Annotated in this window: 8 protein-coding genes and 1 pseudogene; 2 read left to right on the plus strand and 7 right to left on the minus strand. The window is 69.8% G+C overall.

What is annotated here, in order from left to right:
• The 7 genes from G4D87_RS21155 to G4D87_RS21185 form a co-directional block, all read right to left on the minus strand.
• Window positions 1–818 (minus strand): type VI secretion system ImpA family N-terminal domain-containing protein (locus G4D87_RS21155; RefSeq protein WP_205507665.1); only part of this gene is annotated, 818 nt, incomplete at its 3' end.
• Between the two features lie 15 nt (window positions 819–833).
• Complete coding sequence (gene tagF / locus G4D87_RS21160) at window positions 834–1,766, minus strand: type VI secretion system-associated protein TagF (RefSeq protein ID WP_163783872.1); 933 nt, start codon at window positions 1,764–1,766, stop codon at window positions 834–836.
• A 1-nt stretch (window position 1,767) separates the two neighbouring features.
• Window positions 1,768–5,460 carry a type VI secretion system membrane subunit TssM gene (gene tssM, locus G4D87_RS21165; protein ID WP_163783873.1) on the minus strand — a complete coding sequence of 1,231 codons (3,693 nt, stop codon included), beginning with the start codon at window positions 5,458–5,460 and terminating at the stop codon, window positions 1,768–1,770.
• Window positions 5,460–6,176, minus strand: coding sequence for a DotU family type IV/VI secretion system protein (locus G4D87_RS21170; protein WP_163783874.1), 717 nt, complete (start codon window positions 6,174–6,176; stop codon window positions 5,460–5,462). Before G4D87_RS21170 ends, tssM begins: the two co-directional genes overlap by 1 nt.
• Before the next feature lie 15 nt (window positions 6,177–6,191).
• Window positions 6,192–7,559 carry a type VI secretion system baseplate subunit TssK gene (gene tssK / locus G4D87_RS21175; protein ID WP_163783875.1) on the minus strand — a complete coding sequence of 456 codons (1,368 nt, stop codon included), beginning with the start codon at window positions 7,557–7,559 and terminating at the stop codon, window positions 6,192–6,194.
• Window positions 7,556–8,173 carry a type VI secretion system lipoprotein TssJ gene (gene tssJ / locus G4D87_RS21180; RefSeq protein ID WP_163783876.1) on the minus strand — a complete coding sequence of 206 codons (618 nt, stop codon included), beginning with the start codon at window positions 8,171–8,173 and terminating at the stop codon, window positions 7,556–7,558. Before tssJ ends, tssK begins: the two co-directional genes overlap by 4 nt.
• A 146-nt stretch (window positions 8,174–8,319) precedes the next feature.
• Window positions 8,320–10,584 carry a type VI secretion system tip protein TssI/VgrG gene (locus G4D87_RS21185; protein WP_163783877.1) on the minus strand — a complete coding sequence of 755 codons (2,265 nt, stop codon included), beginning with the start codon at window positions 10,582–10,584 and terminating at the stop codon, window positions 8,320–8,322.
• Between the two features lie 229 nt (window positions 10,585–10,813).
• Between G4D87_RS21185 and G4D87_RS21190 the strand changes: the two genes are divergently transcribed.
• Entirely contained in the window at window positions 10,814–12,661 is a 1,848-nt protein-coding gene (locus G4D87_RS21190; protein ID WP_163783878.1) for an OmpA family protein, read from the plus strand.
• Window positions 12,662–12,688: 27 nt separating this feature from the next.
• Window positions 12,689–13,509: pseudogene (locus G4D87_RS21195) on the plus strand (adventurous gliding motility protein AgmC); the annotation flags it as partial.

The following is a 13,509-nucleotide window of genomic DNA, read 5'->3' on the forward strand; positions in this document are numbered from 1 at the left end:
GCGTGTGTCCCGTTGGCGGAGGCGCTGCCCGGGTTGGCTGCACTGCCTTTACCCGTGGCGGTGTTGCCTTTGACCGCGTCCCGCGCGGAGCGGTTGTCATTGCCTTTCGTGGACGTGTCAGCGCGCGCTCCCGCCTCGCCGGGCGCGGTGTCCTCGTCCTGGGACGACGCATTCCCATCCACCAGCGGCGGCGAGGCGTCCGCGTCCTCCGGGGACGCGGTGCGTCCCTCCGGTACGCTCGCGGGTTCGGGCTCGGGGAGTCCGGCGCGGAGCCGGGTGATGGCGTCCTGGAGCGGCCCGAACGCGGGGGCCATGTCGGAGAACCGCTCGCGTGAGAGCTGGGCCAGGCGCTTCACCGCGACCGCCAGCGCATCCAGGGGCTCCGCGCTCACGGAGGACTGTTCCACGGTGGGCAGGATGCGGCCCAGCCGGTCCACGAACCAGGCCACGGCGTTGGCTCGGCCGCGCAGCCGCTTCGCCTCCGGGAAGAGGTCCTGCCAGTAGCGCTCCGTCACCTCGGCGAGCACGGCCGTGCCGGTGGCCGCGCCGTCCACGCCTCGCGTGGCGTACAGGCCATAGGCCAGGTACGAGGCGAGCCAGAGGTCCTTGGTGGTGTGCTTCAGCAGCGCGCTGGCGCCCTCGACGACGTCATCCCAGCGCACGGCGTTGCTGGCCGGGGACTCCAACTTCGCGACTTCCAGCGCGACGGCCTCGTAGGCGGGCTCGTGCTTCGCCTGCACGCCGGCCGGGGACGCCCCCGGCACGGGCTCGGCCCAGGGGAGGGCGCGCTCGCGAAGCTGTTCCAGGGTGGGAGGCATGGGCGTGGTGGGGCTTCAGCGCGAAAGCGTCTGCAACAGTTGTTCCAGGGTGGTGGACGGCGCGTCGATGACCTGGCGCGCGGAGGCCGTGAGGCCCTTGCGCGCGTTGTCGATGGCGGCGGGGCGCTCGGTGCGCAGCGGCCACACCTGGGCGCCCGGACGGCTGGGCTGGGCCAGCGCGAGGAAGAGGGCGGGGGAGGCCGCTCCCAGGCTGATGAGCAGCCGGGGCTTGTCGCCCTCGGACCAGAAGAAGGCCGGAGGCTGGTGCGTCCACTTGAGCAGCCGCGAGGACAGCTCCAGCCAGGCCACCGGCCCCACGCGCGTGGACAGCGGACAGTCCAGGGTGACGCCGGCCGGAAACTGCTCCTTGCCGCGCTCGCCCGCGCACGCGGTGAGGAAGGTGTGCAGCGCGTAGTAGCGCCCACCTTCCGGCGTGCCCTCCACCACCGGGCCCAGCAGGTCCACGGTGTGGTGGTCCGCCAGCACGGCGTGGAGCAGCCGCTTCGCGAGGCTGTAGTCCCCCGGGCCCGGCAGGGGCAGCGCCGCCACGCGCTCCAGCAGTTGTGGCACCTCCAGCTCCGCGGCGGACCGGGCCAGCGCACCGGCGGCGCGCAGGAAGGGCTGGTACGCCTCCGGCGTCAACGCGAGCCGCGAGGCCGTGTCCGCGGAGGACACCTCGGTGAAGATGGCCAGGGGGAAGGTCCGGCCCACGCTGTCCTGGCTGGGCGCCATCACCCCCACCAGCGCCTGCTTCTGGCCGGGCGCGGTGAAGACGAAACAGACGGGCTCGGCGGGCAGGTCCACCCGGGCTCTTCGCGAGCGCTCCACGCCCGCTTCCATCCAGCCGTAGAGCTGGAGGGCCAGCGGGGTGGCCGCGTTGTGGCGGATGAACTCGGCCTGGCGGGGCGTCTTGCCCAGCAGGCCGATGCGCGGCGACTGCACAGCCATGTCAGTGAACCCCATCCGCCGCGACGGTCGGCGCCGCGCACCCGCCCTTGCGCGCGATGCTCACGGGCGGCTGCAGCCCCGGGTCCCGGAAGATGGCCAGCAGCTTGGACGTGTTGCCCGACATCCCGAAGAAGGGGTTGGCGGTGCGCTCCGGACGGAAGTCGATGGAGACCAGCGCGCCGTTCATCTCCTCGATTTCCCACGTGGCGGTGAAGTAGCGGCCGTCCGCGCTGGGCTCGATGCGCTTGACGCGCTCCAGCAGGCGGAACAGGCCCCAGTCTCCCTCGGCCTCCAGCGTCGTCTCCGTGGAGCCATCCGCGCTCTGCACGGTGATGCGGGCGCCGAGCTTGCCGGCCTGCCCGGGCCAGATCATCGGCTTCCACAGCGTGTCGGGGCCGTTGCGGTACGTCTCGTCCGCCCCATCGAGCGTCAGGGTGATGGATGAAATCTGCGACGCCAGGCCGTCCGCGGAGACGCCCGGGCGCAGGCGGACCTGGAAGCGGACCAGCGGGTCCACCGTGTCGCCGCCGGGGAAGAGCGTGGTGGAGAGCGCGCCCGTCTTCTCCAGGAAGCCGAGCAGGTCGGGCTGGTACATGACCCCACCCGACGAGGTGAACTCCCACCGGCGTCCGGTGGCCACCACGTCCTCCAGGAGCTGCTCCTTGACGAACTTGCGCACCAGGCCGCCTTCGGGGCGCAGGAACTCCGCGACCTCGGGCAGCGGCGCGTCCGCCTGCGACGCGCGGTCGAAGGGGTACTTCCCCTTGAAGGCGCTGCTCCACGCCGTCACCACCTGGTCCTGCCACAGCTTGCTCTTGTTGCAGGCCACGCCCACGAACACCACTGAGCGCATCTCCTGGAACGGCGGCAGCAGCAGCCGCTCGAAGATGGCGACGTTGTCCGTCTGCTTGCGGACCATCATCTCCACGTTGTTGCGGGTGGACTCAATCTTGTCCAGCAGCAGGCCGGACTCGGCCGGCTTGTCCTTCACCGCCAGCAGCGTCGTCTGCACGGTGGCCAGCTGGTCCTCGTACGAATCCAGCGCCGTCAGGGACTCCTCGCCGTCCTCCGTCTTGGAGGACTCCGTGGCGAAGCGGATGAGCGAGGCGAACTCACGCTCCACGTCGCGGGCGGTGACTTCCTGGGCGCCGGACGGCGAGTTGGCGTTCAGCAGCTCGCGCTTCTTCGGCGCGTCCTCGACGGACTCCGAGCCGAACAGCTTCCCCGCCTTGGCCAGGAAGCCCGTGTCGGCCTCCGCCGCCTGGGTGTCGCGCTTGTCGAGCACCACGTTGTACGTGAGCGCGCGGAACAGCCGCCCGTAGGGCTTGGGCTTGCCGCGCGTCAGGTTCGTCAGCAGGCTCTCCATCTGCGTCAGGTTCTCCGGGGCATGCACGCGGATGGCGCCGAGGAAGTCCCTCCACTCCTGGGTGTAGGCCTCGAAGTAGCGGGTGCGCAGCTCGCGCCGCGAGCTCACCGTGTCCACCTTCTCATCGCGGTCCAGCACCCACGACTGCTGGTCCTGGAAGGCCAGGTCCAGCCGCTCGCGGATGACGTCGTCGTAGGCCTTGCGCGTGAAGGCGCCCCGCACCCGCGCGCTGGCGCTCATCTGCGGCACCGAGCCCACGAGCTGCTCCAGCGTCACGTCCGGGTACGCGCCGCTCATGTTGGCCACCAGCTGCGCCAGCTCCAGCCGCACCAGGGGCACGTTGTTGAGCGAGCGGCGCGCCGACTGCACCACGCCGGTGACGCGGCCGAAGGCGATGCGCTGCTCGCGCGCCGGCTTCCGCTCCTCGGGGAGCATCTGCTCGTTGGCGAGCATCAGCAGGAACGTCTCCGCGTGGTTCGCCACGGCCCGTTCGTCCACCGCGTCGCCTCGCACGCGCTTCCAGTGCTTCACGATTTCGTCCTGGAGCCACTTGCGCTGCGTCTCGTCCAGCTCCGGCTCGCGCGGATCCCGGGGCGTCGTGACGAGCAGGTACATCTTCAAGTCATCGAAGTACTGGCGGTACGCGTCGAAGTGCTTGCTGTAGTCCTCGTCGCTGCGCACCGTCAGCAAATCCGGGTTCTTCCCGAAGGTGTCCAGGCGCTGCTGGATGAGCTCGAACTGCTTGCCCAGCAGCACCCGGCGCAGCGCCGCGTTGTAGAACTGGCGCGCCTGCGGCAGCAGCTTCTGGCCCTGGTAGAGGCCGAAGCGCATGAACACCGGCGCGCTGCCTTCCTCGTACTCGGTCAGCTCCTGGAGCCGGTTGCGCAGCGGAATCAGGTCCTCGACGCGCCGGATGTCGTCACGCGGGTCCAGGTTCACGCTGGTGATGGCCTCGGTGACGGCCTCCGCCATGTTGCGGTTCTTGAAGAAGGACACCGTGGGCAGCGACAGCAGCAGCACCGTGGCGGCGGAGGCCGCGCTGGCCAGCACCATCCGCTGGCGGCGCACCCGCGCTTCCTCCAGCGAGCTGCGCACCGCCACCTGCTGGTCCTGGAACATCACCTTGGTGAAGACGTCCCAGAGGAAGTAGCTGCGGCCTTCCGTGGCGCCATCCGTCTGCGCCCGGCCGTTGGTGCTGCCGAACATCTCCGCCGCGGACGGGGACACCTTGTCCACCGGGCGCAGGTCCTGCGTGCCGCTGTTGAAGTACAGGCCGCGGAAGACGGGCGTGTCCTGGAACACGTTCTCCAGGAAGAGCGGCTGGAGGAACTCCGCCAGGTTCTTCCGGAGCGCGTCGAACTTCTGCGGGAAGCCGTAGATGTTCTCTCGCGTCTCCAGCCGGCGCTCCTGGCCCAGCCGGCGCAGCGAGCGCTGCTCCAGCACGGAGAGCATCTGGTCGAAGCGCTCGCGGAACAGGTCCGTGCTCGCCTCGCGCTGCTGCTCCAGCGGCACGGTGAAGCCCCAGATCTGCCCGCGCTCCACGCGCGACAAGTCCGAGAACATCTCCACGAACCCGGGCAGCAGGTCGCACTTGGTGATCATCACGTACACCGGCACCAGCATCTTCAGCCGGGTCGTGATTTCATCCAGGCGCTCGCGGATGGTCTGCCCCATCTCACCCACGGCCTGCGGGTCCGCGTTCAGCAGCTCGCTGACGCTGATGGCCACGATGAGGCCGTTGATGGGACGGCTGGGGCGGTGCTTCGCCACCGTGTCCAGGAAGGCCAGCCACTCCGGCCGGTCCTCTTCCGCGCTGGTGTAGCGGCCCGCCGTGTCCAGCAGCACGGCCTCGTTGGTCAGCCACCAGTCGCAGTTGCGCGTGCCGCCCACGCCGCGCACGCCGCCGCGCGCGGAGAGGTACGGGAACTTCAGCCCGGAGTTGCGCAGCGCGGTGCTCTTGCCGGCGCCTGGAGGCCCGACGATGAGGTACCAGGGCAGCACCGCCAGCGCGTCCTTGCCACCGCGCGCCAGCTTGGAGGCCTTGAGCGCCTCCACCGCCTTGGTGAACTCCGACTGCATCGCCTTGATTTCAGGCTGCAGGTCCGGCCGCACGGTGGTGGCCTGCTCATCCGCCTGCGCCGCCAGCGCGCCCTCCAGCTTCTTGGCCGCGGCGCGCGCGCGGATGCGCTTGACCAGCCACACCACGCCGACGGCCAGCAGGCCCGCGAGCGCGGCGATGATGGCCGCCTGCTGAAGGGTGAAGCCCAGGTAGTTGAGCAACGCGAACATCGGCGCGCCGATGCCGAGCAGCGGTAACAGATACGCCATTACTGCGTCCCTCCCGCCGCCTGCGTCTGGCTGGCGCTCGTCGCCGTGTTGCGGGCCGCGTGGACCTCGATGCGGCTCTTCAGCTCACCCATCTTGTCGTTGAGGAAGAACTGCAGCACGCCGTAGAACAGCACGGCCACCGCGAGCGCCCCGGCGGAGATGCCCACCATCGACGCCTTCTTGCGCTTGGAGAGCAGCGACTCGGTGGGCCGGTCCCCGTGCGGCGACAGCACGTCGAAGTCGAAGGGCCGCGCGCGCTCCAGGTCCTTCTGCACCGTGTCGATGAGCGTCATCAGCTCCAGCTCGCCGCCGCGGATGCGGTAGCGGCCCTGGAAGCCGAAGAGCATGCACAGGTAGTAGACCTGCAGCACCTCGTGCCGGTGCGGGTCCTTGCGCACGGTGTTGAGGCGCGCGAAGAAGCCGTCACCGGCGACATTCTCATTGAAGTAGTGGAGCTGCAGGGGCATCCAGAGCTGCCGGTACTCCTCCGGGCGGCCCAGGACGACCTCGTCGATGAGCGCCACCAGCGCGTAGGCCATGTCCTGGGCATCCTGATGGCTGAAGCCCAGCACGGCGGCGCGGCGCAGCGTCTCATCCACCACGCCGCGCAGGCGGTGGTGCAGCGTCTCGGGCGGGGGCACCGCCGACGCTTCGGAGCCGCGCAGCTGGATGGCGGCGTCGAAACAGTCCTTCGTGGCTTCGGTGACTCGGTCCATGGGCGGCTCGGGGCGTCAGCGATTGGCGGTGGGGACCGCGAGCAGTTCCACGGTCGTTCGGCTCGCGTCGAACGGCTGCGGGAGGTAGATGGCGAGGTTGCGATCCCTCATCACGTTCCTCCAGTAGCCGTCATTCATGGAGAGGCTGAAGTAGACGGTGCCCGGCTGCACGGGGACTTCGGGCGGCGGCCGGTACGTCACCGCCAGCGGCACGCCGGGCGCGGCGGCCTGCACCAGCGCGCGGATGTCCTCCCAGGCGGCCACCTTCGACAGCTTGGGCAGCTGTTCGGCCACCACCCGCTCCGGCAGCTCGCTGCGCACCGCGAGGATGAAGTGGCCGCAGCGCTCCAGCCGGTCGTCCTCCAGCCGGCCGCGGAACATGCCGTCGGCGCCCGCCGTCAGGTCCACCGACAGGCACTGCTCCAGCGCCACCGAGCGCATCAACTCGGAGAGGCGGCGGAACAGCTCCTCGAAGGTGGCGCGCAGGTTGGTGAACTGGAAGGTGGGCAGCGTGGACGGGTCCGCGCTGACGGAGAAGGTGCACAGCTGCCCCGCGCACTGCGCCAGCGCCAGGTACAAGTCCCGCGGACGCAGGTTGCCCGCGTCCAGCGCGTGCTGGAGGAAGGGGATGGTGCCGTTGAGCGCGTTGAGCTCCAGGAAGAGCGTCACGTCGCCCGCGGTGAACTCCAGCGCTGACGCGTCCCGGTGCCGCCGCCGCGAGGAGAGCTGCCGCTGCTTGGACACCATCAGCCGCAGCATCGTCCGCAGCTCGTTCATGACGAACGCGGACGCGTCGATGCGCAGGCACGACGGGATGAAGGACTCCACCAGCGTCAGGTTGCCGGAGCGGTCCCTGGACAGCTCGCACAGCTTGATGGACTCGAAGTCGTCGCGCGGCTCGGTGCCGAACAGCAGCCGCACGTTGCGCTGACCGAAGGCCACCTGCGAGATGGAGGTGGAGGCCGTCAAGTCACTGACGGGGCGGGAGGCGGGCGTGTAGCGCGGGCTGCTGCCCAGCCGCTCCCCGCTGCCGAAGCTCTCCACGCCGCTGCGCTCGCGCGGCACGCCCAGGTACACGTCCAGGGTGCGCTGGGCGGGCGGGAAGTAGCCGTCCGCGGGCCGCGCGGGCGGCGCCTCCGCGTCTCCGGATTCGAAGGAGACGGGCAGCCCGTCCGGGAGGATGCCGGTGAAGTGGGTCAGCTGCACCTGGCCGGCGCGCAGCGCCTCCATGTCGAACTCCAGGGCCACCACGCCCCAGGGATACGGTTCGAGCGACGCCAGCCGCTGATCCAGCAGTTGCTCGTGGTAGAGGTCCTGCTGCTGGAGGTGGTGGGGGCTCATGAACATGCCCTCCGACCACACGACTCGCTGCACGGACTTCATACACCTCTCCGCGGCGACTCGCCGTCGCCAGCTTGGGGTTGGAGTCGAGGCTCCGGCGCCTGCGTCATGGGCCGGAACATCAGGTCAATCTGATAGCCTTGCAGCCGGTAGCGGAAGACCTCGTCTCCCGGCTTCGGGTCGCCCTGGTCACCGGCGGGGCGCTCCACGCAGCGCGCCTCCTCCACCACGGGGAGCGCCGCCACCGTCCGCCACGAATAGCCCAGCGGCTGCCGGAAGTGCCCCATGGCCAGGACGAAGCGGGCCTTGGGATCACGCTGCACCCAGCGCTTCACCTTGTTGCCGGGTGGAATCACCAGCTCGGCCACCTGGAGCAGGTCCTCCTTGAGGAGCTCCTCCGGCTTGCCCCACAAATCCTTGAAGCCCGCGCGCTCCAGGCGGACGCTGTCCTTGAGCTGGACGATCTGCACCACGGTAGGCAGCGAGCGCCCGCGCGCGTCGGGATTGAGCTGCTCCGACGCATCCACCACCACCTGGAACGGCGGCGGCGTCTCACACACCTGGGACACTCGCTTCACGCAGCCCGCGCTCCCGCTCAAGGCGGCCGCGAGCGCGATGACCACACCCCACCGAAGGTTCCGGCCGGCACGCTTCACCCGACCGGCGCCTGTGTGTCCTAGCGCCAAGATTCGTATTCCTTGAAAGAACGCACGGGTCCTTACAACTTCCGTGCGAAGCGTAAACTGCCAGACAGGACGGACAGGATTCAAGCCACCCCCTGATGGCGGTTCCCTGCCTGCTCCTAGTTCTCGGAAATCTTGGAGCCCTTGATGACGACGTCGCCTGACGCGTTGACCTCAATCTTGGCGCCCTTGATGACCACGTCCCCGTTCTTCTTCACCTGGAGCGTGGCGGAGCCCACCTTGAGGGTGAACTGCTCCTGGGCAACCAGTGAGATTTCCTTGGCGGACAGCGTGTAGGCGTCCTTGGCGGCGTGGTTCACCTTGCCCGCCACGCTGACGAGCATGTCCTTGTCCACCTTGAGCGTGCGGGACTTCCCCACCTCTTCGGAGAGGTCCCCGCCCACCTGGAGCGTGCGTGCGCCCTTGACCGTTTCGGACTTCTTGGCGCCGACGACCTCCACCTTGGCGCCGCCCACCTGTTCGGACTTGAGGCCGCCCACCAGCTCGTTGAAGGCGGCGCCCACGGTGACGGCGAGCGCGCCGCCCACGTTGAGCATCTTCCCCAGGGCCACCGTCTCCGCGGAGGCCATGGCCACGGTGAGGGCCTGGTTGCCGCTGACGCTGATGGACTGGTCCCCGGCCACCGCCTCGGTGTGGTTGCCGCCCACGGTGGTGGAGCGGTTCTGCGTGACGGCCAGCGTCTGGTTGCCGGTGACGGTGCTGTCGTCGTTCTTCTTCACCAGCAGGGCCTGGTTGCCTTCGATGACGCGGGAGCGGTCCTTGCGCACCAGCAGCGTCTCGTTGCCGCGGACCTCCTGCGTCTTGTCGTTCTCCACGACGATGTTGAAGTCCTTCTGCGCGTGCAGATAGACGAGCTCGCTGCCGGCCGCGTCCTCGAAGCGGAGCTCGTTGGAGCCCGCGCCGCCGGGGCTGGAGCTGGAGCGCAGCGTGCTCTGCGTCTTGTTGCCGGGCAGGTCGATGGGCGTCGGGTTCGCGCCGTTGTAGACGCTGCCGGTGACGATGGGCCGGTCCGGGTCGCCCTCGAGGAACTCGACGACGACCTCATGGCCGATGCGCGGCAGGTACAGGGCGCCCCAGCCCGGGCCCGCCCAGGCCTGGCTGACGCGAATCCAGCAGCTGCTCTTGTCGTTGTTCTTGCCCTCGCGGTCCCAGTGGAACTGGACCTTGATGCGGCCGTGCTCGTCGGTGTGTATCTCCTCGCCGCTGGGGCCCACGACGATGGCCGTCTGCGCGCCCGGAATCACCGGCCGGGGCGTCACGCGCGGCGGGCGGAAGGGCACCTCCGCGGGCTGGCAGAGGAATTCGTTGCGGTAGTCCTCCCGGCTGCGCAGCGAGCCCTGCTCGATGCTCAGCGCCTCCGATTGGTGGCCCAGGTGCCGCACGGAGACGGGCAGGTACTTGCGGTTGGCGGCTTCGTCCGGATGCTCCGCCAGCTCGAAGGAGTGGCCCACGCAGACGCGGCGGCTGTAGCTGGCGCCCGTCACCGTCTCCGCCCGCGCGCGCAGCTCCTCCAGGCGCACCTTCGCCAGGCTGCGGCCGGGCGCGGGCTCTTCGTAGCGGCCGGGGTAGTCGTAGATTTCGAGCGCGGCCTCGCCAGCCTCCGCCTCGGAGCTGGCGCCCAGGTCCTGGGCGGGGCGCAGGAAGTTGTAGTCGCGCAGGGCCACGGCGCCGGGCTGCACCTCCGTGCGGGAGACCAGCTCGTGGACGTACTCCTGCGAGGCGACCATCTGGCTGCGCTCGCGGAAGACGAGCTTGGACTCGCCCTGCATCGCGGGGTTGGCGGAGGCGCCGTCGCCAATCACCATCATGTGGGCGTCCTCGCCGTGCTCGAAGAAGTAGAAGATGCCTTCTTCCTCCAGGAGCCGGGACACGAAGTCGAGGTCGGACTCGCGGTACTGCACGCAGTAGTCGCGCTTGGGGTACTCGCCGGTGAGCGCCAGCCGGTGCTCCACCTTGGCCTCGTCCAGCACCTTGTGGACGATGTCCGGGACGGTCATCTCCTGGTAGATGCGGCTCTTGCGGCGGTGGCGGAGCGTCCACAGCCGCGGCACCACGGTGGCGCGGTAGCGGCGGCGCTCCGGGCCGCTGCCTTCATCCCACCGTGACATGCGCGACACGATGCCGTGGAAGAAGCGCGCGGTGCCGTCTCCGAGCATGACGGTGAGCCGCGCGTCCTGGCCCAGGAGCGCCTTCTCATCCACGTCCACGTCCGGCCGGGCGGCCAGCGCCACCTCCACCGCGTAGGGCTGGGACAGCGTCTCCTCGGCTTCAAAGCCCAGGACGGCCAGCTCCCCGGAGGTGAAGGCCCCTGCCTGGAACTCGAACTCAGCCTGGTTGGCTTGCAAGGCGGCGTTCGCGATCATCCACAGACCCCCGGCGCTGGGCCTCGTCCAGAGGATGAGGCCCGGTAGTGGTGCGGCAGCATGCCACGAATTGCGTACCAGGGGGGCCTGACACGAAATTTTCATTGCCGGCGTGCGCGGACGCTGGGGCCATCCCATTCCCGGTCGGACTTCGGTGTAGAGTGGAAAAGGGGGGCTGGCTTGAAACTGCGGGTCTTCCCGGGGTACCCAGACGGCTTCGGGGAGAACCATGAGAAGAAATGAGCTCCTGCACCGCGGGCTCGCGCTGGCACTCGCGCTGACGTCCCTGTCCGCCGGGGCGCAGGAGGGGCCCGTGCTGCGAGGCTTCGACCTGGAGCGCCTGGAGCTGAATCCTGGCGCGGAGGGTTCGCTCCTCGTCGGCATGGGCGAGCTGCTTCCGGCGGGGGCCTTCCGCGCGACGGTGATGATGCATTACGCGCATCAGCCGCTCGTCTACATGGACAACCTGATCCGCGAGCAGCCCGAGGTGGCCGTCGTCTCTGGACGGACCACCGCGCACCTGGCCGCCGCGTACGCCCCGCTGGACTGGCTTCAGGTGGGGCTGCAGGTCCCCATGGTGGCGCTCCAGGGCGGAGACGACGTGGGCATGGGGCGTTATGGCATCGCCGTGCCCGCCAGCCAGGCGCTGTCCACCCCGGTGTTGAGCGCGCGCTTCGGCGTGTTGACGCAGACGGACGCGGGCGGCGTGGACCTGGCCCTGGAGCTGGCCGCGGGGCTGCCACTGGGAAGCGAGGGGGCATTCGCCCGGGATGATGGCGGGCTTCGCCTGTCGCCCAGGGTGATGGTGGGGCGGCACTTCGGCTTCATCCGTGCGGGGTTGGAGGTGGGCTACCTGCAGCGTCCGCGCGTGCTGCTGACGGACCGGACGGGCGACACGGAGGATGAAGTGGGGCGCGAGCTGCGGCTGGGCGTGGCGCTGGCCACGACGGGCAAGCGGCTGCGCTGGGAGCTGAACGTCCGGGGCATGTTGCCCATGACGGACCAGCCGACGTCGGTGGAACTGCTGCCGGGCGCCCGCTACCTGGTGGGCTCGTCGCTGGAGATGTTCGCGCTGGCGGGCGTGGGCGTGGGCGCGGCGCCCGGCACGCCGCTGTTCCGGCTGATGGTGGGCGGGGCCTTCGGCAACGTGACGCCGCCGCGGGGCCCGGGCGAGTCCTCGGTCCGCTGCGAGATGGGGCTGCCCCCCGAGGCGAAGATTCAGGAGTGCCCCGACCTGGACGAGGACGGCGACGGCGTGCGCAACGCCGACGACAAGTGTCCGCTGGTGCCGGGCGACGTGGCGCGGCAGGGGTGCTCGGCGCAGGACACGGATGGCGACGGCATCGAGGACATGCTGGACGCCTGCCCGCTGGAGCATGGCCCCGCGGCGCGCCAGGGCTGCCCCATCCCGGACCAGGACGGTGACGAGGTCCCCGACGAAATCGACAGCTGCCCGTCGGACCCGGGGCCCGCGGACAACCGGGGCTGCCCGGTGCGGGACACGGACGGCGACGGCATCGACAACGACAAGGACGAGTGCCCGAACGAGGCCGGTCCCCTCGAGCGCAATGGCTGCCCGGAGTCGGACACGGACAAGGATGGCGTGCCCAACCGCGCGGACAGCTGCGTGAACGAGCCGGGGGACGCCAAGAACCTGGGCTGCCCGCTGCACGTGCTGCCGCTGGTGGAGATTCGTCCGGACCGCCTGGTGGTGATGGGCAAGGTCTTCTTCGAGCCGACGCAGGCGCGAATCCAGAAGCGCTCCTTCGAACTGCTGGACTGGGTGGCGCGCGTCGTCCGGGAGCACCCGGAGATTCCGCTCGTCGTGGTGGGCGCGCACACGGATGACCGGGGCTTCCCGGACAGCAACCGCCGCCTGTCGCAGGCGCGTGCCGAGGCCGTGCGCCAGTACCTCATTGGCCGGGAGATTGCTCCCGAGCGACTGAAGGCCCTGGGCTATGGCCAGGAGCGCCCCATCGACAGCAACGCGACGTCGAATGGCCGTGAGAACAACCGCCGCGTGGAGTTCCTGCTGGCGGACCCGCAGCAAGACAAGTCCGAGCGCGGCCAGCACTGACGTGCGCCTCCGCGGAGAACCATCTCGATGAGAACGAACGCTCTGACGAAGGCGCTGACGGCGGCGATGGTGCTCTGGGCCCTGCCGGCCCTGCCGGGCCCGGATACCTATCTGGTGGGTAATGGCCAGGATGGCGCCCGGACGGTCGCTGCGGCGGGTGGCGTGGAAATCAACAACTACGCCCAGGTCAAGGCGCCGCTGGCGCCGGGTGACACGACCATCCGGACATCACTGGCCACCTCCACGGCCGCGCCCGCGGTCCCCGACTTCAGCGGGCCCACGGGGGGGGCCGATACCTCGGGTGACCTGGTGTTGATCATCCAGACCACCGGCGTGGTGCCCGTGACGGTGCCTGGTAGTCCCGGGCCCATCTATCTGGAAGGCGGCGCAGTGGGCCGGTGGGAGCTGGCGCGGCTGACGGCTGTCTCCGAGGACGAAGAAGAGGAGGAACTCACCCTGACGCTGGACCGGCCGCTGAAGCACTCCTACGCGGCGCTCTTCACGCAGGTGGTCCGGGTGCCGGAGTACACGTCGCTGACGTTGAACAACAACGCGGTGGTGCGCGCCAAGGCGTGGGACCCCGCGAATCGTACCGGCGGCATCCTGGCCTTCCTGGCGAATGGCGCCGTGAACCTGGGCAACGGCAGCCGGCTCAGCGCGGAGGGACTCGGGTTCCGGGGCGGGCACTACGAGGCCGACACCGAGGAGGATGAAGACGAAGAGCCGTACGTCGGCTGTCCCGTGCCAGCCCATCCCGAAGAGACGCGCGCGCGGACGGGAGAGGGCATCGACGTCACGCATCCCGATGCCCGGGGCGTTGCGAATGTCGCCAACGGTGGTGGTGGTGG

The sequence above is a fragment of the Myxococcus vastator genome (assembly GCF_010894475.1).
Classification (GTDB): Bacteria; Myxococcota; Myxococcia; order Myxococcales; family Myxococcaceae; genus Myxococcus; species Myxococcus vastator.